Annotated in this window: 17 protein-coding genes and 1 pseudogene; 12 read left to right on the top strand and 6 right to left on the bottom strand. The window is 44.4% G+C overall.

The window, feature by feature from the left end; translation table 11 throughout:
- Positions 1 to 4: 4 nt before the first annotated feature.
- From OCV61_RS02735 to OCV61_RS02775, 9 genes are read left to right on the top strand one after another with little or no spacing between them, the layout of a single operon-like run.
- Positions 5 to 445: a minor capsid protein gene (locus OCV61_RS02735; protein WP_262582658.1), complete on the top strand. Its 441-nt coding sequence runs from the start codon at positions 5 to 7 to the stop codon at positions 443 to 445.
- Complete coding sequence (locus OCV61_RS02740; RefSeq protein ID WP_158420561.1) at positions 432 to 875, top strand: hypothetical protein; 444 nt, start codon at positions 432 to 434, stop codon at positions 873 to 875. Before OCV61_RS02735 ends, OCV61_RS02740 begins: the two co-directional genes overlap by 14 nt.
- Positions 876 to 904: 29 nt before the next feature.
- On the top strand, positions 905 to 1,402 hold the full coding sequence (locus tag OCV61_RS02745; protein WP_158420562.1) for a hypothetical protein: 498 nt from the start codon (positions 905 to 907) through the stop codon (positions 1,400 to 1,402).
- 20 nt (positions 1,403 to 1,422) lie between these two features.
- A complete protein-coding gene (locus OCV61_RS02750) occupies positions 1,423 to 1,833 on the top strand; it encodes a hypothetical protein (RefSeq protein ID WP_158420563.1) in 411 nt (136 codons plus the stop codon).
- A complete protein-coding gene (locus OCV61_RS02755; RefSeq protein ID WP_158420564.1) occupies positions 1,833 to 2,417 on the top strand; it encodes a Gp15 family bacteriophage protein in 585 nt (194 codons plus the stop codon). Before OCV61_RS02750 ends, OCV61_RS02755 begins: the two co-directional genes overlap by 1 nt.
- A gap of 16 nt (positions 2,418 to 2,433) precedes the next feature.
- The gene (locus tag OCV61_RS02760; protein WP_158420565.1) at positions 2,434 to 6,423 is read left to right on the top strand and encodes a coiled-coil domain-containing protein; all 3,990 of its coding nucleotides are present in this window, start codon (positions 2,434 to 2,436) and stop codon (positions 6,421 to 6,423) included.
- A gap of 13 nt (positions 6,424 to 6,436) precedes the next feature.
- Positions 6,437 to 6,817: a hypothetical protein gene (locus OCV61_RS02765; RefSeq protein WP_158420566.1), complete on the top strand. Its 381-nt coding sequence runs from the start codon at positions 6,437 to 6,439 to the stop codon at positions 6,815 to 6,817.
- On the top strand, positions 6,814 to 9,996 hold the full coding sequence (locus OCV61_RS02770) for a tail fiber domain-containing protein (RefSeq protein WP_158420567.1): 3,183 nt from the start codon (positions 6,814 to 6,816) through the stop codon (positions 9,994 to 9,996). Before OCV61_RS02765 ends, OCV61_RS02770 begins: the two co-directional genes overlap by 4 nt.
- On the top strand, positions 9,980 to 10,501 hold the full coding sequence (locus tag OCV61_RS02775) for a hypothetical protein (protein WP_158420568.1): 522 nt from the start codon (positions 9,980 to 9,982) through the stop codon (positions 10,499 to 10,501). The genes OCV61_RS02770 and OCV61_RS02775 overlap by 17 nt, the downstream gene beginning before the upstream one ends.
- A gap of 412 nt (positions 10,502 to 10,913) precedes the next feature.
- Here OCV61_RS02775 and OCV61_RS02780 read toward each other — a convergent pair whose 3' ends face one another.
- Complete coding sequence (locus OCV61_RS02780) at positions 10,914 to 11,912, bottom strand: tyrosine-type recombinase/integrase (protein WP_158420569.1); 999 nt, start codon at positions 11,910 to 11,912, stop codon at positions 10,914 to 10,916.
- A gap of 804 nt (positions 11,913 to 12,716) precedes the next feature.
- Between OCV61_RS02780 and OCV61_RS02785 the strand changes: the two genes are divergently transcribed.
- Together OCV61_RS02785 and OCV61_RS02790 are read left to right on the top strand one after the other, a co-directional pair.
- Positions 12,717 to 13,175: a phage holin family protein gene (locus OCV61_RS02785; protein ID WP_158420570.1), complete on the top strand. Its 459-nt coding sequence runs from the start codon at positions 12,717 to 12,719 to the stop codon at positions 13,173 to 13,175.
- 32 nt (positions 13,176 to 13,207) lie between these two features.
- Positions 13,208 to 14,167, top strand: coding sequence for an N-acetylmuramoyl-L-alanine amidase (locus tag OCV61_RS02790; RefSeq protein WP_158420571.1), 960 nt, complete (start codon positions 13,208 to 13,210; stop codon positions 14,165 to 14,167).
- 83 nt (positions 14,168 to 14,250) lie between these two features.
- Here the strand turns inward: OCV61_RS02790 and OCV61_RS18745 are convergent.
- The 5 genes and pseudogenes from OCV61_RS18745 to OCV61_RS02815 all read right to left on the bottom strand — a co-directional run.
- Positions 14,251 to 14,349, bottom strand: a pseudogene (locus OCV61_RS18745) (manganese catalase family protein); the annotation flags it as partial.
- A 6-nt stretch (positions 14,350 to 14,355) separates the two neighbouring features.
- Positions 14,356 to 14,631, bottom strand: a complete 276-nt coding sequence (locus OCV61_RS02800) for a spore coat protein CotJB (protein WP_158420572.1) — start codon at positions 14,629 to 14,631, stop codon at positions 14,356 to 14,358.
- Positions 14,628 to 14,960 carry a spore coat associated protein CotJA gene (locus tag OCV61_RS18520; protein WP_317258452.1) on the bottom strand — a complete coding sequence of 111 codons (333 nt, stop codon included), beginning with the start codon at positions 14,958 to 14,960 and terminating at the stop codon, positions 14,628 to 14,630. Before OCV61_RS18520 ends, OCV61_RS02800 begins: the two co-directional genes overlap by 4 nt.
- 202 nt (positions 14,961 to 15,162) lie before the next feature.
- Positions 15,163 to 15,912, bottom strand: a complete 750-nt coding sequence (locus tag OCV61_RS02810; RefSeq protein WP_158420573.1) for a nitroreductase family protein — start codon at positions 15,910 to 15,912, stop codon at positions 15,163 to 15,165.
- Positions 15,909 to 16,535, bottom strand: coding sequence for a TetR/AcrR family transcriptional regulator (locus tag OCV61_RS02815; protein WP_158420574.1), 627 nt, complete (start codon positions 16,533 to 16,535; stop codon positions 15,909 to 15,911). Before OCV61_RS02815 ends, OCV61_RS02810 begins: the two co-directional genes overlap by 4 nt.
- Before the next feature lie 328 nt (positions 16,536 to 16,863).
- Between OCV61_RS02815 and OCV61_RS02820 the strand changes: the two genes are divergently transcribed.
- Positions 16,864 to 19,905: a methyl-accepting chemotaxis protein gene (locus tag OCV61_RS02820; protein WP_158420575.1), complete on the top strand. Its 3,042-nt coding sequence runs from the start codon at positions 16,864 to 16,866 to the stop codon at positions 19,903 to 19,905.
- Positions 19,906 to 19,950 lie beyond the last annotated feature (45 nt).

The raw sequence follows: 19,950 nt of genomic DNA on the forward strand, positions 1-19,950 counted from the left end.
GGACGTGAAGGTTGAATGGAACGGTACGCCGGAAGAGATTGTAAAGAAGAAGCTTGGCGGCAGACAGGGAATGTTGTTTCTTGCCAACCAGGCGGCTGCTTTAATGGATCCATATGTGCCGGCCGATAACCTGGTACTTGCCCAGAACGTGGACATTACGGCCGATGAAGATACAGGATATATCACTTATAACAGCCCTTATGCACACTATCAGTATATGGGTGAGATATACGGTCCCAATATTCCAATCTATGACGGTGGGGAACTTATGGGGTTCTGGTCACCACCCCATAAGACACCCACAGGCAGGAAGTTGAAATACAGCACATTCCGGCACCCTCTTGCAACGGACCACTGGGATCAGGCCATGATGACGGCAAGGAAGGACGAACTGACAGCTGCATATACAAGGTATCTGAAGGAGGGCGGTCATGACAAAACATGATGCTGTTAAGGCATTTTTCGAACCAAAGGTTGAGGAATTGTGCGGGGACATCCTTAACTTTAACTTTTCCCCAGAATCCCCTGACAGCTTCTCCCTGGTGACACAGTATTCAGATAAGGTTCTGAAGAGATACGTGTGTGGGGATGAACAAAAAGCCTATGGATTTTCCATTATCATTGTAAAGGCCTATTCTTCCGGGCAGGACGACCTGAACCTGGAAGCAATGAATTTTGCACAGGCTTTTATGGACTGGCTGGAAGACCAGGACAGGCAGAAGAATTACCCGGACTTTGGGGAAAAATGCAGGATCCAGAAAATGGAAAACCTGCAGAATATGCCTAACCTGTCCGGGGTGAATTACCAGGAAGGACTGGCGCGGTACATGATCCAGGCACGGATCGTTTACCGGACCATTGCAAATGATTTTTAAAGCCCTGATGGGCAGAAAGGAAGAAAAATATGATTGAAAGAAAATATCTGGCGCATTATCTGGATTCCAGTTTTGGAGGAGAAACAGCTGCTTATGTGCGGATCGGCAAAGACCTGGAAGAATACAACGAAGAACTGAATCCGGACGTTGAACTGAAGAAAAATATCCTGGGTGAGCAGTCCGTGCACCATTCCGGATATGAAGCCCAGGCAGATGTGGATCCGTTCTATTATGAGGATTACGATGATGCTCTGTCCAATAAGATCCTTGAGCTGGCCAACACCAGGGCTACCGGTGATAAGTGCAAAACCACAATGGTGGATGTGCTGCTGAAACCGGGAGCCACAGAGGATGCAGCTCCAACCAGCGTTTGGGCTTATAAGGAAGATGTTTACATCATTCCTAATTCTGTGGGCGGCGATACATCCGGTATCCAGACACCGTTTACTGTGTATAAGGCAGGAAACAGGGTAAAGGGAACCTGGAATGTGACTACAAAAACGTTCACACCGGACGCAACTGCGTGATCATAAGGAGGGCATAGACCATGGCAAAACAGATAAAAACCAATATTTCCATTGAGGAATATGAGTTTCTTGACGCAAAAGGGAACCATCTGTTTACCATCTCCTTTAATCCGGCGGACATTGATATTGCCCGCCGGTATGACAAGGTGGTGGAATATTTGAATGAGGCGGCGAAGAAGAAACTGGAAACCCAGGAGGCACTGTTTGAGCTTGGGGACGGCTTGAAGGAGAAGCTGGATGGGCTGTTTAACGCCGACATTTCTACCGCTATTTTTTCCGTGATGAATCCGTTTACGCCGCTTGCAAACGGGAAGCTGTATGTGGAGGAGATTGTGGAACAGCTGGGTAAGGTGATCGAAGCGGAGATGAACATCCGGCTTAAAAAGGTACAGAGCCGCCAGAACAAATATACGGCAAAGTACCATAAGTAATGGATGCGTGGAAGCTACCCACTTCCCTGTGTGTAAGTGGTACCGATTATAAGATACGGACAGATTTCCGGGTAGTTCTGGATATTTTGGAAGCCATGAACGACCCGGATCTTTTTCTGCCAGATGCTTCAGAAGAGGAGATTGCCTTGGTGAGGAGTGACACCATGGTACAGATCCTTTATGAGGACTACCGGACAATACCACCGGAAGACTTCGCAGAAGCCTGTGAAAAGGCACTGGACTTCATTGATATGGGAATGAAGGATGATGGGAAGAAAAAGCCCCATTCCATGGACTGGCAGCAGGATGCCCAGATCATCATTCCTGCTATCAACCGGGTTCAGGGGTGTGAGATCCGTGCGCTTCCCTATCTTCATTGGTGGACATTCCTGGGGGCTTATATGGAGATTGGTGACTGCCTGTTTTCACAGGTGGTCAATATCCGACAGAAGAAGGCAAAACATAAAAAGCTGGAAAAGTGGGAAAAGGAATTTTTGAATGCAAATAAGGATCTGATCACCTTGCAGAAGAAGATCAGTGTGGAACAGAAAAAAGAAATGGACAATCTGGAAAAATGGCTGTAGGAGGTGAGGTGTAAATATGGCTGATGGAAAACTTGTAATCGATGTAACCGTGAATCAGGTGGGGGCAAAGGCCGGTATGCAAAAGCTGGAAGCATCTCTGCGAAAAATGGCCGAAAGCGTAAAAGGAATTGGGGAGACTGCCGAGTTGGCTATCCGAAAGCAGATAGATTCTTTTTCCAGATTAGGTTCCCAGTATGATAGACAAACACAGAAAGTAGAAAGCCTGAAACAGAAGCTGACGCAGCTGTCCGAGGTGAAGGTTGAGACAGATGAGTATAAAAAACTAAGTTCCGAACTGGAAACATTGGCGGATAAGGGGGCTGAGGTAGAAAGCAAGCTGTCTGAGTGGAAGGAACTGGGTGTTCCCGAAAATGAATCAGGTAGTTTTAAGGCGCTTGAGAAAGAACTGGATCAGCTTGAAGAAAAAATGGATGTTATCCAAAACAAGCGGGCAGAAATGAAACAGAATGGAACCGCTTATAATAACCCTGAAAGTTCACAGGAGTACAAGGATACAGCTGACCAATTAGTGGCAGAACAGGAAAAACTGGATCAGATGAACTCACGCCTGGGGACCTCATACGATGCCATCAAGCTTAAGATTGATGAATATAGGGAAGCGTTAAATGGGCTGGATAGTTCTGTCCGGAAAAACGCACGAAGCACCGGTATCCTGTCGGCTACCCTTAACAGTTTAAAGAAAACATTTTCCTTTATACTGAAAAAGGCACAGGCTCTTGCATCTGCATTTGGTGGAACGGTGGTGCGGGGGCTGAAAAAAGTGTCTGCGGGTATCTTTGGAATCCATAAGTCTGCAAACAAAACGACTTTGTCGCTAAAGAACCTGTTGAAGTACGGCCTGGGAATCCGCTCCCTGTTTGTGCTTTTCAATAAGCTGCGTTCAGCGATCGTTGACGGGTTCAAGAACCTTGCACAGTATAGCGGAACTACCAACAACAGTATATCAGCACTGACAACGGCGCTCACCCAGCTGAAAAACAGCTTTGCTACAGCGTTTAATCCGATCCTGTCCGTGGTGTCACCGATCCTGGTTACATTTATCAACCAGATTTCCAAGGCCTTGACCTATGTAGGAATGTTCATAGCAGCACTTTCAGGGCAGAGCACTTTTACCAAGGCCGTGGCTGCACAGGAAGATTACGCTGCCAGTCTGGACAAAACCTCACAAAATGCGAAAAAGGCTAAGAAATCCCTGACCGGTTATCTTAGTGGTCTTGATGAGATCCAAAGGTATGACGATAAGAAAACGGATGATACTGGCTCCACAAAGTATAAAGGGCCGTCTCCAAGTGAGATGTTCGAGGAGGTACCCATCAATTCTACCATCAAAGATCTGGCAGATAAGATCAAAAAGCTTGTGGAAGAACAGGACTGGGAGGGCCTTGGAAAATATATCGCAGATGGTATCAATACCGGACTGCAGTATGTGTATAACGTGATCAGCTGGGATAATGTGGGACCGAAAATCACGGCGTTCACAACCGCATTCACGACTGCATTTAACAGCCTTGTAGCAAATATTGACTGGCCACTTTTAGGGCGGACACTGGGAGCCGGACTGAATACTGCTGTATATACCCTTAATCAGCTGATCGGAACAGGCGGAATTGACTTTGCACAGATCGGGCGAGGCCTGGCAAAGGCTCTGAGAGTGATGATCGGAGAGATTGACTGGAAAGCCCTTGGAACCCTGTTAGGAAATAAGTTTATGATTCCATGGCGGATGCTTTCCAGATTTGTGATGGAAATGGGGCAGAAAGACGGTGCGGGGATCACCGGATGGAGGGCTCTTGGAAATGGTATCGGGAAAGCCATGACGGCCATGTTTCAGACCATCAGCATGTCTGATATTGCAGATGCTATTGTTGGTGTGGTCAACGGGGCGTTCAATATCCTTGCGGGCTTTAATGAGGAATTTGACTGGGATGGCTTTAAGGAAAACCTGAAAACCGGATTTGAAAAGCTGATCAATGGGATCAAGTGGGAAGATAACGGAAAAGTTTTTGGCGATTTCTTAAATAACCTTTGTGACTGCATAGAGGCCGGCCTTGATGATAACACGTTCTATGATCTGGGGGAGGGTATTGGTACCTTTATTGCACAGCTCCCATGGCTGAGGCTTTTGAAAGATGTAGGCCGTGCGATCATTGATGGTATTGGTGGTGCGTTATCAGGGCTTTGGAATGGTGAAGATGGGCTTTCTGGGAAGATCCTGGCGGGGCTTATTGTTGCTTTTGGGGCGGTAAAGATCAACAGCATTACCGGCATCGGTACCCTGGCAGGTAAGCTTATAAGCGCTTTGGCATCCAAGTTTATCATGGAAAAGAATACACAGGCGTTAGCCACAGCAGTGGAAAGTGCTGTGTCAACCGGCCTTTCAGGGGCAACAGAGGCCGTTGGTGATCTAGGCGAAGCAGCAGCTACTGCAGCAGGAAGTGAAGGCATTGGAGCTCTTGCGACCAGCTTAGGATCCTTCATTGGAACCGCCGGCATTCTTGCCCTGATTGCTGCAGGAATGGGCGAAGGAACAAGAAAGCTTGCCGCGTGGGGAGATGAACTGCAGGGTGGAGATGGAAAAGTGTCCCACTATGGCACAACCATGCAGGAACTGGCAAAGAACCTGCAGGATGCAGGAACAATCTCCGGTGATACCAGGCAGGATCTGTTTTTCCTCAACGAGCAGCTGGAGGATACATCAACCCCGGAAGAATATGGGAAGAAGCTTGGTGACGCTCTGTACAATGCTGGTGTTAATGCTTCTGAACTTGAGGGGGCATTTGGTACGTTACAGACCCAGACAAGCCTGACGGATGATGAAATTGATGCTATTACAGCTGCTATCGGGTATCTGAAAGATAAGACGACAGAAGCTAAGGATGTTACAAAGCTGTCTGCCGATCAGTATCAGGGGATGCATGACAAGTTACAGGAGCTTGGTATTGAACTTGGACTGACAACGGATCAGCTCAACGGTATCGATACAGCCCTAAATACGCAGAAAGCTTCCGGAGCAACTGCGGAAAAGGCATATAAAGCTGTGAAAACTGCCATTGAAAATGTGGGTACTTCTACAGAGAATGTGGATAAGATCCTTGATACTCTTTTCCCGCAGTCCTTAATGACAGCATCCGATTCAGCGAAAGAGCATTCCAAGGATATCAGTGAATCTGCAGATGGAGCCATTAAGAAAGTAAATGATTCTGTAGAAACAGCTTCTGAAGGGATTGGCACAGCGGCAAAGAAAACAGAAGAGGCAGCTGAAACAATCGGTACCTCTGCTGAGAACATCAAGAAAGATACAGATGACGCATTTGCGGATGTGGAAACGACTTCCTCTGAAAAGTGGGGTGGAGCATATAAGTCCGTATCTGACAACGTGGGTTCCATGTCTTCCGACACCAAAAGGGAAATGGACAGCGTAAAGTCCACCGTCCAGAGAAGCTGGGGCGATATATCCAGGAATACCGGAACCTATTGGGATAGGATTGCCAAAAAAGTTACAGATCATCTGGAGGACATGGCAGAGGCTGCAGGGACAGCAGCAGACCGGATTGCCCGAGAATTGAACGGTGTGGTTGACCGGATCAATGGCACAGTTGGAAACATCAACCGTGCATTAGCTGGTGTGGAAAACGCTTTTACATTCACCTACAATTACGAAAATCCGGTAACAAAACAGAGCCAGAGGTATAGATCCTGGCTGAATCTGCCAAGGATCAACACGATCCCATACCTTGCTACCGGTGCAGTTATCCCGCCAAGGTCAGAGTTTCTTGCGGTCCTGGGTGATCAGAAGCAGGGAAATAATATTGAGGCACCGGAAGGATTGCTCCGTAAAATCATTCGGGAGGAATCTGGTGGGAACCAGGGCGGCGGTAATATGCATTTTACAGCCCAGATCAATCGCAGGACATTATTTGATGAAATGATCAGTGAAGCAAAACTGCGCCAGATGAACAGTGGCAGCAACCCATTTGATCTTTAGGAAGGAGGTACACATGGCGGCAAAAGAAAGGTTTACGCTTAATAGTCAGACCATATGGCAGCCTGACAAAGATCTGGGGTATTCCCTGGAAACCACGTATACAAAAGACAGTACCCGGTCCCAAGGTGGGACTGGGCATTTTACGCCTATGTTTACGGTGGAGCAGTTTGCTTATACGGCATCCAATGTTCCCGTTGCAGAAGTCACAAAGATCCTGCAGATTATAGGAAAGGGAAAATCATTTACCCTGCATGCATTCAGTCCTTATTACGGAGAGTGGAGAAATGCACTTTTCTACGTTGGAAAGGGAAACCTATCCATTGGGGTTTTATCGGAGGATCAGAAAACAATAAGCAGTCTGACATTTAACATGCAGGGGGTAAAACCGTTATGATCAACGTAACCAATGAATTTAAAGAGCTGATGAAGACCAGGACAGACTTCAAGGAGAATGCCCAGATTATGTTTGCGGATGGGAGTACGCTGAATCTGTCTGAAGATGACTTCTCCATGTCAAATAACGGTGTGGTGGACAGTGCAGGGGCAAATTCTATTCCCCTGGGCTGTGCGATCTGCCGGAATATCCAGATAGAACTTCTGAATGATGACGATCATCTGAAAGAGTATGACTTCTACGGGGCAAAGATCCGGCTGTACCTTACCTTTGAACTGTCCGAAACTACAGAGAAAATTGAATACGGCACTTATACAGTGATTACACCGGAAACTTATGGGACGACTGTCTTGGTGACAGCAGTTGATGATATGTATAAGGCGGATAAAGCATATACAACAGCACTTCCTTTTCCGGCAACGGCTGCAAACGTGCTGGCAGATGCCTGTACGATCTGTGGGATTACTTTAGGGAGTACAAGCTTTCTGCACAGTGATTACGTCATCCAGGAAAAGCCATCTGATAAATACACCTACAGGCAGATCATTGGCTATATTGCAATGATCGCCTGCGGAAACGCAAGGATAGACCGGACCGGTCACCTGCAGGTCATGACATACAGCTTTGACTGGACGAATGCCCATAAGCTTACTGAATGGTCAAATCTGACTGTTGATACCAGTGATATAACCGTCACAGGCATACAGATGGAGCGCACAGCAAAGCGGACGATTGACGGAAAGGAACAGGAATTAAAAGAAACAGTACTTGTAGGAACGAAGAGGTACGTACTGACTGTTGTAAATCCCCTTGTTACAGGCAATGAGGGGACTTTGATCTCATGGATTTATGCAGTTTTTAAAGATGTGTCTTTCCGTAAGTTTGAAGGGGACAGCTTCGGGTATCCAATCGCTGAATTTATGGATATGGCGAAAATCACAGACTGGAAAGGGAATGAATACAATACTTTCCTGACAGATGTAAATTTCAACTTCTTTGGGTTTACAACCATGAAGAACAGTGCAGAATCCGGACTGAGGCTTGCCAGTCAGTACAGTAACGGGGAAACCAGGGCGGATATCAAAGCAGCTGATCTGGTGAGCAGAGAGAGATCAGCGAGAGAAACAGCTGTGCAAAAACTTCAGGATGCAGCTGCCAATGCCAGTGGTATGTATGAGACACGGGTGGAACTGGAAGACAAAAGCGTGATCACTTACCTGCACGACAAACCGACTCTGAAAGAATCACTGGTTGTTATCAAGATCACTGCAGAAGCGGTAGCAGTATCCAATGACGGAGGGAAGACATATCCATACGGTATGATCCTGACAGGTGATCTTATCACCAAGATGCTGTATGCAGAAGGAATTAATGCAGATTATATCGATACAGGCACTCTTGTAGTCAGGGATAAAGATGGAAATGTAAAATTTCTGGTAGATCTGACAACAGGACAGGTGGTCATAAATGCTGATTCCATCAAGATCGGTGGTCAGACCGTGGGCGATCTCATCGATGAGAAAACTAAAAGCCTTACAAGTAATCTGACCATGAGCCTGACTAACGATTACAGGGCTATTTCCGTGGACAGCAATGGGGATTATAGTACTTTTCCAAATGATATCATTACAGCGCCTACGGTAATGTATGGATCGGAAGATGTTACAGGGCAGTGTACGTATACTGTTGCCAAGTCTGACACCTTAACTGGTGCTTGGGATTCTTCTAAAAGACAGTATACAGTTACAGGATTGACTGATGATACCGGATGGGTGGATATCACGGCTGTATATCTGGACAACTTAAGGATCACAAAACGTTTTTCAGTGTCTAAGGTGTACAATGGGCAGAGCGGTGTAACATACGGCCTAATCACTTCAAGCCCAATTATCAAAAAAACGTCACAATCAGAACTAACACCAACATATGTTGATTTTACTGCGTATTACACAGTTGGAAAAGACATGACAAAATACGCTCTGAATGTTCGGTTTGTTATCGAGGAAGTGTTGAATGATGATGGTGTATGGAGAACGGTTTACACCAGTACACAGGATGAATCAGAAGTGCGCCGGTCGCTATATACGGTTCTTACTACCAAGGATGGAAAAGTGCCTGTATCAAAAGACGGAAAATATGCCTTCGGATACCCAAGGAATGTTACCTCTATCAGATGCAGGTTCTATGCAGCAGGCGGAACTACTCAGCTTTTGGGTGAACAGACATGTGCTGTTGTGGCAGATGCAACCGCTCAGCTGTCGCAGTCAGATATCGTGGAGATATTAAGTGATGGCGGTAGATGGAATGGACTGTATTACAAAAACGGTAAGCTGTATACATCATTCAGTGCTGCACTTGGCGGTGAACTTACTCTTGGCGGAAAGGGGAACGGCAACGGCAAGCTGGCGATCCGCAATGACACAGGAAAGCAGATAGGGTATGTTGACAATACAGGGGTACACTTTAACCAGGGTGAGTTTTCGGGTTTATTTGCCGGTGAGCTAAGTTCGCCATTGGGAAATATCGGTGGATGGAAGATAAGCAATAATCCTAAATGCATCTATTCAGGGGATGCTCCAGGAGATGCGGGTATAACTCTGTACAGTTCTGGAAGAATGAAGATACAATATATTGACGAGACAGCAGGGGTTATTGAAGCTGAGACTACTCTCGATGTAATAGACGGTCGAATACACACGTATCAGCAAACTCTGGTTTCTGCAACATTGACCGATTGTGATCTGTCAAACCCAACAAGGCTTTTAAATCCTCCAACTGTATCATCAGGTGGACATATTGTTTTTGCAGCAGATGGAATGACACTGGCATATTTGGGCAGTTCATCCAAACGATACAAAAATCATGTAAAAGATATATCGGATGAGGATGTGCAGAAGCTGTTTGAAATTCCGGTTGTCTACTTCAAGTACAAGGACGGGTACTTGGATGCAAGTGACAAAAAGAACGGGATACCAATCCCCGGATTTTACGCAGAGGACATGGAACAGGCTTTCCCAGATGCTGTCATGTACGAGGATGGAAAGGTTGAGGACTGGAATTACAGGACATTAATCCCTGCAATGGAAAAGCAGATCCAGATTTTATATAAGCAGAACCAGGAGCTTATGAAATCCATAAAAGAGCTAAAGGAGGCACAGAACAATGGCAACAAGCTTTGAACCAATTAAATTTGCGAACTTAACAGAAAAAACAACTGCACCGTCAGATGCAGACATTATCGTAATTGAGGATTCCACGGCAACCAAGAAAGCAAAATGGAGTAACCTGATAAGCTGGATTAAATCCAAGCTGAATATCGGGTCTGCTGATATTTCCGGTATTGGTAACGGAACAGTGACAGGAGCAATAAATACGCTAAACACGAAGATAGATAATAAATATGTGTATTACCGATTTTTAGCTGATATAGGTATTACAGATACTGCAAGTGTCACATGGGACAATATCGTGTCGGCTCTTCCAGAAAGATCCGGGATTAAAATGGCGGCGTGGAAGCCAGACAACCCTGGTTTAACCTCCCCCGCTGCGGGCCCGGCAACTGTAATTACTATCGACAAATATCTCTCTGGTTATGTGGCTATACAAGTTTGTGACCTTGCAACCAACACTATCTATTGCGTAACACATAATGGTGTTAATTATTCCGCCTGGAAGACACTGTGATAATCAACTATCAACTAACATTGTATGTTACCAACCACATCCGGTTAGGGTGCAAGGTGCCAAAGATGTATCCTGCGACAGCTGTATCATTAGTTATCAGATAAAAGGCGTCTTTAGTTTTCATCACAGTGAAAAGCCCTGAAGAAACTGCACTGTTTACATCAGCCGATGGGTTTTTAACATTGTCTGCCAGTGCAATAGTCCTTTTGTCTGCCTGGTCGCAGGGGATTGGACTACTGATCCAATAATTGTCACCGTACAACGTAAATGATACATATAACATCTGGCCATCGCCAACATTATTCGTGTTTTGTGGATTTCTAACGCTTAAACTATCTCCTTATGATTTTATATTTCGAGGCATGGTGACAGCTCCGGAGCGCTCCCCGGAGTAAAAATTGCAATCTGTATATTATGCTGCGTACTTATTGTACGATGCTCTCACGTTGCTCTGACTGATATAGCAATATACTTGAGTAGTCTTTAGATCTGCATGGCCAAGGACTGCTGCCACATCTTGTATGTTGGCTCCCCGGTCTAACAGATTGGTTGCCAGTGTCCTCCTGTACCTGTGAGGATGTACGTTTGTAACTCTGGCACGCTCCCCTAATTGTTTTAGCGCCCTCTCTATCCCTGCTTTTGATAGGCGCTTATACGGTGCTCTCAGGCTTGCAAATAGGCACGGATCCGTATCCGTCCGTGTATTCAGATAATCTTGCAGATGCATAAGTGCTACAGGAGTGAGATAGATTTTCCTCTCTTTGTTTCCTTTGCCCAAAACTACTGCATCTTGCGTCTGGAAATTAATATCTGTCCTGTTAAGTCGCACTACCTCTGATACCCTGCATCCGGAAGCATACAGAAAATCTATCAGTGCAAGATCTCTGATGGATGTACATGCCTGTTTCAGACGCTCCATTTCCGTAGCCGTGTAGGGCTTTTTCACTACTTTCGCAAATTTGATTTGAGATAATGCAGCACAGGGATTTCTCACAATCAATCCCTCAACAGACAACCATGAGAAAAAGCTACTGAAGCATCTTCTGATTCCATCAAGAGTGCGGTTGCTTACTTTTCTGTGCTCCTTATAGACTGCCAAATAATATCTAAGGTCATATGTCGTAATCTCATGTAATGGCTTGCATATGGCATGTATCATCATATAGCAGATATCACGATACCGTTTGATAGTAGATTCCGCCTTGCCCTCTATCCGTTTTGTAGCAACATATCTGGCCAGCATTGCATCTGGCGTATTGTCTGCTACTGCTACTTCCGTACTCCTCTCTTGGATCTCATAATCATTCAGCTGGATGCAGAGTGCGTCCTGTACAGCCTGTAATTGCTGACTGTCTAGCAATGGCTGTACCGCCTGTAGCACATTATTGATTATTGTATCTCTTATATCCATAAAGACCACCTCCCACAAATATTTTAAAATGCAGGAAGTGATCCGTTAATCCACAAAACACGAAGATAAATGCGTCTATGGTACAGTTAGTTGCCACAACTACTGCTGGCGCATGGATGAATTTTAATGTTCCATCATTAACGCAGTACAGATACATTATATTCTGCATCAATGACGGAAATATGTCTCAATTCCCACCCGCGATCTATCCGATCAGCATTTTTAAAACTTGTAATAGTACAAACCGCACTGCAATGTTAAGTGAGTACGATACAATCAAATGTTATGCTTGTTATAATAGCGACATACAGGTCGGATTATATATCGGTGGTTCTGGGCGGCAGATAACTGTATATGGGGTTCAATAACACTATGATATCTTAATTGTTAATGTCCAAAAACAATTCGGATGCGTTGTACCAAAATAGAACGCAGCATCAGAATTGTTTGTTTCAATTCCAATCCCTAATTTACTTTTGGAGATATTCCAACCGAAATGTGGTTTATCAGCACCGCCGAATATAGCGATTTCCGTGATCTCAATATTATATAAATTGGCGTTAGGAATTGAAATAAATGGAAATCCCACAAAGTTTCCTGCAACAACGGCAGGCACATTTGCCCGATAAGTTCCTTTTAGGTCTATCTTCGTGTTTTATCAATCAATTTCATCTGAGCCCCTGAAAATCAGGTGTTGAGCTGACATTGATTGCGAAAGGAGAAAATATATGAACGAACCCAGAGCAAGACCGTAGCAGGTCTTATTTTTGTGCCATAAAATATAAGAAAAGGAGAACATAAATTATGAAGGTGATTGATACGTATAATGCTATTGTTGGGAGCATCGTAGCAGTGCTGTCCTATATCTTTGGAGAGCATTGGATCTTGTTTGCACTGTTCCTGGCGTTTAACCTGGCGGACTGGATCACCGGCTGGATGAAGAGCCGGATCGCACACAAAGAAAACTCCAAGGCAGGGTGGAAAGGTGCGCTTAAGAAGCTGGGCTACTGGATCATGATTGCGGTTGCTTTTGGTGCATCTGCGGTATTTGTAGAGATTGGCAAGACAATTGGCGTTGACCTGGGAATTACAACTTTGCTAGGCTGGTTTGTCCTTGCTTCCCTACTGGTCAATGAGATCCGGTCTATCTGTGAAAATTTCGTAGAAGCTGGGTATAATGTGCCACAGATCCTGATCAGAGGACTGGAAGTAGCCGACAAGGCAATTAATAAAGATGCAGATACAGATTCGGGGGACGAGTGATCGTCCTCTTTTTTAATTGGAGGAAAAATATTATGAAGATAATTAAATCTATCCTTACAAAGAATCCTTGCTATACAGCAGGACGAAAAATTACGGTCAAGGGTCTGATGCTCCATTCCGTTGGGTGTAGTCAGCCGTCTGCACAGGTCTTTATACGGATGTGGAACAGTCCATCCTATAGCGCCGCCTGTGTCCACGGGTTCATTGACGGAAATTCCGGAACTATCTATCAGACACTCCCTTGGAATCACCGGGGCTGGCACTGCGGATCCGGCCGGAACGGATCTGGAAACAATACACATATCGGCGTGGAAATGTGTGAGCCTGCAACGATCCGGTATACAGGCGGCGGTACATTTACATGCTCCAATCTGGCAGATGCAAGAGCCTGTGCAAGACGTACATATAACGCTGCTGTGGAGCTGTTCGCCTACTTGTGCAAAGAGTATGGCCTTAACCCAATGAAAGACGGCGTGATCCTGTCCCATGCAGAGGGCAATGCAAGAGGGATCGCAACAAACCATGGCGATCCGGAGCACCTGTGGAGAGGGTTGGCACTGCCCTACACCATGAACACCTTCCGAAAAGCGGTCAAACTGAAAATGGAAGGGAAAACCGGAACCGTGCAGGAACCTGCAAAAGCCGATACGGATCAGAAAACTGACACCCAGAAACCGACTGCAAAGAAATTTTACCGGGTGCGGAAATCCTGGGGAGATGCTGCAAGTCAGTTAGGTGCGTTTGAAAACCTGGAGTTGGCCAAGAAACGGGCGGATCAGTCCAAGGGCTATAAGGTTTTTGATTCCAACGGTAAGCAGGTATACCCAAAGACAGAAACCACAAGCACCACTAAAAAGAAATCTGTAACCGCACTGGCCAAAGAGGTGATTGCCGGCAAGTGGGGAGCGGGCGAAGACCGGAAAAAGAGGCTGACGGCAGCAGGATATGACTATGCGGCTGTACAGAAAAAAGTGAATGAAATGCTGAAATAAAAAGCCCCGGCAGGTACCCAACTGCCGGGAATATTGTATCATCTTTGAAAAAATGTCAATTTTTTACTCTATAGGGTACCGTAGTCTGGGCCACCATATTGACTCATGATATACTGCGCAGCCTTAGCATTTGGTGTGGTAATGTTTACAGGGTACTGTAGTCTTTTTTCATAATTCCACATACTTGCTCACACTCCTTCCTTTTCCCATGGGAATGGCTGAACCATCCAGTTCCAGACAGTGCTGGTGTCCATAGAAGCATCATCTACTGTGAGGGGGCCGTAGGTCCGAGCATATTCTGCCATTAAATTTTTACGACATGAAACTGCCTCTTGGTAATAAGAAAGAGCTTTCTGGTCATGAGGATGGGTATCCAGATAAAGAAGAATATCGTTTACAGTAAAACTGTTTTCGTTAATTTTGTTTAAAAGCCTGGATCTGTCCTGATTTTTAGAACAATTCATCTGCAGCCACCTCTCTTTCCGCAAAATGGTTTGCAAAGTTGTGGGAAAATGGTACCTGCTTGTAAAGCATACCCTGGTTCATAAACAGAAGACATTTGTTGATCAGGAACATAAGCCATTGTAACTGGAAGATGTTGAAGATGCTGAAACATTTCACAAATGTTTTCTGAAGGTTTGGGCATAGGGCAGGATTTTTTGAATGAAGGTGTATTTGAACAGAAATTATTGTTGGAATCATCTGAGTGAATGGGCATAGGCGTCTGGTTCATCATTCCGCAGGTTCGCTGGTAGGGACGACAGCAGGGACGCATAGAAGAATTTCGTTCCATATAGATGTCCTTTCTGAATAATAACAACGGTTACCATATAGCTTATGAGAAAACATGAAAAATGGTTATTAAGCAACAGAATGGTCATACTTCAGAAAAGACAGATATGGAACGAAAAAAGATGGTAGTGAACAGCTTCTTCTGGCACAGCTGCATTGGCTGATTGCTGATGAATATGATGAGATGAATATGATTAATAATTTTAATTGCTTTCTTTCAAAGACTGATCCATAAAATCTTTCAGGTAAATTTTAGCAGAACGGTTCATTTCCCTGGAAAAATCGGATTCATATTTACGTGTGCAAAAAGCAGACATCCAGTCCTGATAATTTTTGGCACCGGTATGACCAGTGAACATATCCTGAATTTCTTCACTTGTTTTATCCTGATATCCGTTTTCGCACACCATATGGGAAAGGGAAAAACGATCAGGCTTTGGCCTGGTCTGCTGCTGTGCAGTTGGATAACCAAGAACAAGCATGCATGCAGGATATACATATTCTGGGATATTAAGCAGGGCTTTTACATCCTCGGCATTTTCCATAATATCACCAATATAACAGGAGCCAAGGCCCAGGCTTTGGGAAGCAGTTACTGTATTTTGAGCAGCAATGAGCACATCCTCAATAGAAAGGAAAAGATCTCCAGGTCCTGGATCTCTTGGGATAAGTCCGGCTTCTCTATAGAAAGACAGCCATTTGCGGCAATCTGCACAAAAAATCAGAACAACAGGTGCATTGGCAATAAATGTCTGATGATCGCAAAGAAAGGAAAGCCGTTCTTTTTTTGCTTGATCTGTGATATCCAGGATGGTGTACAAAAGCTGGCAACCTGCAGAGGGAGCCTGCAGAGCTGCATTTAAGATCAGCTCTTTTTCCTTTTGGGAAACTGGCTGATCTGTAAATACACGAACAGATTTCCGGGAATAAAGAGCTTTTATGATTTCGTTCATGGACAGACATCTCCTTTTTCTGAAAAAGTATTAAGAAGAGCATCAATTGAATCATGAAGATATGGCTTATATTCCTCCAGAGTAACTGGCTGAGAATACAGGATACAGCTATAGCAGGTAGATCCTACCAGTTCGATGATCGTAAAGAGGACAAGCTCCGGAGAGCGAAATGTCCTGCCGCTTAAAGCAAGCAGATCAAGAAAAGACTGATAAAAATGATAGTCTTCATCGGTTTCGGTTGTTATTTTTTCTTCAAAGGCTCCTTTAAAAATTCCCCATGCCAGATTTTTGGAAATGAAAACAAGAAGGTTATGATCCTTTTCAAGCTGTGTAAGGATATAATCTACAATAAAATGAATCTGGTCATTAAAATCTGTAAGGTGTGCCTGAAGAAGTGCTTCATGTGCATCGTAAAAAAGCTCTCCGGTTTTGTGAGAGATCAGTTTGTTGCGGATATCATATTTATCTTTAAAATAAAGATAGAAGGTACCTTTCGCAACACCAGCGCTTTCTACGATATCTGAAATCGTAGTCTTTGCAATTCCTTTTGTGGTGAAAAGATCAAAAGCTGTGGTATACAATGCGTTTTTCTTTTTTTTCTTATTTGATTCCAGTTTACCCATAAAAAAACCTCCTGGATCGGCAGATATGGAGGGAACAAAGTATATTAGGTTTGAGATGAATTCCACCTGTACAGGTAGTAAGCGGCAAAATACTATCAGTTGTTATGAATTTAAGCTGTTAGCAAGTGCCCTTATCCTTATTTTAAACAATAATGACTAAAAGTCAATAAACATAAGGGAAAATATTGGAGAAAAAGATATTGACTATTGGTCATTTTTGTTATATAACATTCCATAGATTAAAACATGACCGTTGGTCATAAAGATAAAAAGGCAGATAAAGACAAAGTGATTAGCAGAAACAAAACAGAAAGGAAGTTGTAGAATCATGAATCGTAATAGAAGAATTGCAACAGTAACCGTAGCAGCAGGAATGGCAGCTGTACTTACTGCAGGAACTGTAATGGCTGCACAGGAAACAGGTGATCAGATTAGCAAAGAAGAAACAGTATATGTAAATGCAGGTGCAGATGGAGCAGTTACGGATGTAACCGTATCTGACTGGCTGAAGAATTCAGGAACGACAAAGGGCGAACTTACAGATACTTCTGATCTGTCAGATATTAAAAATGTAAAGGGTGATGAGACTTTCCAGCAGGATGGAGAGAATGTGACCTGGAATACAGATGGCGATGATATTTATTATCAGGGTAAATCAGATAAAGATCTGCCGGTTTCCGTGTCTATTAAATACTATTTGGATGGCACAGAAATTAAGCCTGAAGAACTGGCTGGCAAGACAGGACATCTTCGTATGGAAGTAACTTATACTAATAATGCAAAACAGACAAAAAAGATTGATGATAAAGATGTTGATATTTATTCACCTTTTGTTATGATGACCGGCATGATCCTTCCTGGTGATAATTATACTAATATAACTGTAGATAATGGAAAGGTTATCTCTGATGGAGATAAAGAAATGGTTGTAGGTGTGGCAATTCCTGGATTAAAGGAAAGCCTGGATCTGTCCAGTGATCTGTCTGACAAGATTAATATTCCGGAAAGCTTTACAATGGAAGCAGACGTAACAAATTGTCCGGTAAAATCTACTTATACCGTTGCGCTTACTGATCTTCTTAAGGATTTTGATTTCAGTGACAATGAAGATCTGGATGAATTAAAGGATAACCTGAACGATCTTGATGAAGCAGCATTGAAGCTGGTAGATGGAACAAGTGATCTGTTCGATGGAGTTGATACACTGGATGAGAAATACAAAGAGTTTGCAGATGGTATTTCTACTTTGCAGGATGGAGTAGGAGAACTGTCAGAGGGGGCTGGTACACTTTCTGATGGCATTAGTTCTTATACATCTGGTGCAGATACACTGGCAAGCGGTGTACAGCAGTATACCAAGGGAACGAACACTTTGGCAAGCGGTGTACAGAAGTATACAAAAGGTGTGGATACTGTAAATGACAATATGGGAGATTATGCAAAAGGCATAAAAACACTTACAAAAGGGGTAAATGCTTATGTGAAGGGTGGTAATCAGCTGGCTTCAGGTGTAACTGCTTATGTTAATGGAGCACAGACACTTACAAAAGGGGTTTCACAATATACAGAAGGCGTGGATACCCTTGCAAATGGAACAAAGGCTTATGTAGGCGGTATCAAACAGCTGGTACAGGGAATCGGACAGCTGGTACCTGGAATTAATACAGCAGTACAGGGCATTACGAATGCAGCACAGCTGTTAAACAGTGTTGCAGAGGATGTGGCAAAGCTTGAAAATCCACAGGCAATGATCCAGGGATTGGAAACTTATGTATCTGGTGCAGCTGGGGTTGCAGCAGGAACTACAAACTACATGAATAATGCAGGTGCTGTTGCAGATAATCTGGCGAATCTGCAGCAACAGAGTGCAGGACTTGGCACCACTGCAGATACTGCAAAAAAAGCAATTGGAACTGTACAAAGCACATTGACAGACGTAATGACAGAAAGCGGTAAAGCTGCCAAGGTAATGGCTGATGCAGCAAGCCAGCTTTCCGCATCTGGTGCAGCAGGCCAGTCTGCCGCTACTGTAGATACACAATCAGTAACGGCCAGCACAGCAGCTGTCAGCCAGGATCTGGGAAATGCACAGACGCAGATTGCTAGTCTGCAAAGTGCTCTTGCTGGAGCTGAGATGGACGAGGCGACTAAGGCCAATCTGAATGCTATCTTAAGTGGAATTAGTGGCAGTGTTGGAAGTGCCCAGACCAATCTTGGCGCTGTAGATCAAAATGCCCAGGCAGTAGCTGCAAGTGCAAATGAAGCTGTTAATTCTGCCAATGCCCAGACCACATCTGCCAATGCGGCTGCATCTACAGTAGCAGAACTGGCAGGTCAGCTGAGTACAGAAGCAGGTAATCTGAACAAGAAGATATCTGATGCCAAGACAACTATTTCAGGACTTGGTCTTGAGAACATGACATCACAGCTGGATAAGCTGAAAACTCTGGAGACAGGTATTGATACACTTGCAACAGAGGCACAGGGCCTGAAGAATAGTACAGATGCTGCTAAATTAAGTGCCGGAGCAGCAGGCATTACGGCACAGGCATCGGCTGTAGAGTCAGGCGTCAGTGCACTGGGTGGTCTTCTTACCAAAGCAGGAGATCTTTCTTCTGTATCGGCAGATGTAGCAAAATTAAATGCTGGTGTGAAAGACCTTACAGAAGGCAATACGAACCTGCAAACAGGCTATGATACTCTTGTAAAGGCTGACACAGAAAAGCTTCTTGCAGGAGCAGACACATTGCTGCAGAAAAGCCAGGAAGTAAATGCAGGTATCACACAGCTTCAGGGGAAAGATGATGCAAATGCAACACAGCTTCTTAAGGGAGCAAAAGCATTACAGGATGCAAAGAAGACCCTGACTGACGGAACAAAACAGATTAATAAGGCAACCGGAAAGCTTCAAAGTGGTGTAAGCCTTCTTGCATCTAATAGTGGAGCACTGTACAGCGGAGCAGGACAGCTTCTTGCTAACAGTGGTACTTTAAGCAGTGGAGCAGGACAGCTTAGTGCAAACAGCAGCAAGCTGAACAGTGGAGCCCAGGAGCTTACAAGCGGTATCGGTACCTTATCTGAGGGCGCTGCTGATCTGAAGGATGGAAGTGATCAGGTTCAGGATGGTATTGGTGAACTGAAGGACGGTGCAGAAGAACTGAAAGATGGACAGAAGGAATTTTATGATGAGGGTATCACTAAGCTGAAAGATATGGTGGATAAAGATCTGCAGGATATCCTGGATCGTCTGGAAGCAATCCAGTCGGATGAGGTTTCTTATGATTCCTATTCAGGAAAGGATTCTTCCATGAACGGAAATGTTAAATTCATTATCGAAACCGCATCCATTGATGCACCAGATGTTAAATAATCTAGTTGTTAATTGCATTGCCTAAAAAAAAAGATTCTGCTATAA

Source organism: Blautia ammoniilytica, assembly GCF_025566965.1.
Taxonomy (GTDB): Bacteria; Bacillota; Clostridia; order Lachnospirales; family Lachnospiraceae; genus Blautia_A; species Blautia_A ammoniilytica.

Coding starts and splice junctions, on each gene's coding strand:
- OCV61_RS02755 (WP_158420564.1), top strand. CDS start 1,833: ATGGATGCGTGGAAGCTACCCACTTCCCTGTGTGTAAGTGGTACCGAT.
- OCV61_RS02770 (WP_158420567.1), top strand. CDS start 6,814: ATGATCAACGTAACCAATGAATTTAAAGAGCTGATGAAGACCAGGACA.
- OCV61_RS02815 (WP_158420574.1), bottom strand. CDS start 16,535: ATGGGTAAACTGGAATCAAATAAGAAAAAAAAGAAAAACGCATTGTAT.
- OCV61_RS02775 (WP_158420568.1), top strand. CDS start 9,980: ATGGCAACAAGCTTTGAACCAATTAAATTTGCGAACTTAACAGAAAAA.
- OCV61_RS02745 (WP_158420562.1), top strand. CDS start 905: ATGATTGAAAGAAAATATCTGGCGCATTATCTGGATTCCAGTTTTGGA.
- OCV61_RS02790 (WP_158420571.1), top strand. CDS start 13,208: ATGAAGATAATTAAATCTATCCTTACAAAGAATCCTTGCTATACAGCA.
- OCV61_RS02765 (WP_158420566.1), top strand. CDS start 6,437: ATGGCGGCAAAAGAAAGGTTTACGCTTAATAGTCAGACCATATGGCAG.
- OCV61_RS02740 (WP_158420561.1), top strand. CDS start 432: ATGACAAAACATGATGCTGTTAAGGCATTTTTCGAACCAAAGGTTGAG.
- OCV61_RS02750 (WP_158420563.1), top strand. CDS start 1,423: ATGGCAAAACAGATAAAAACCAATATTTCCATTGAGGAATATGAGTTT.
- OCV61_RS02820 (WP_158420575.1), top strand. CDS start 16,864: ATGAATCGTAATAGAAGAATTGCAACAGTAACCGTAGCAGCAGGAATG.
- OCV61_RS02785 (WP_158420570.1), top strand. CDS start 12,717: ATGAAGGTGATTGATACGTATAATGCTATTGTTGGGAGCATCGTAGCA.
- OCV61_RS02800 (WP_158420572.1), bottom strand. CDS start 14,631: ATGAATTGTTCTAAAAATCAGGACAGATCCAGGCTTTTAAACAAAATT.
- OCV61_RS02760 (WP_158420565.1), top strand. CDS start 2,434: ATGGCTGATGGAAAACTTGTAATCGATGTAACCGTGAATCAGGTGGGG.
- OCV61_RS18520 (WP_317258452.1), bottom strand. CDS start 14,960: ATGGAACGAAATTCTTCTATGCGTCCCTGCTGTCGTCCCTACCAGCGA.
- OCV61_RS02810 (WP_158420573.1), bottom strand. CDS start 15,912: ATGAACGAAATCATAAAAGCTCTTTATTCCCGGAAATCTGTTCGTGTA.
- OCV61_RS02780 (WP_158420569.1), bottom strand. CDS start 11,912: ATGGATATAAGAGATACAATAATCAATAATGTGCTACAGGCGGTACAG.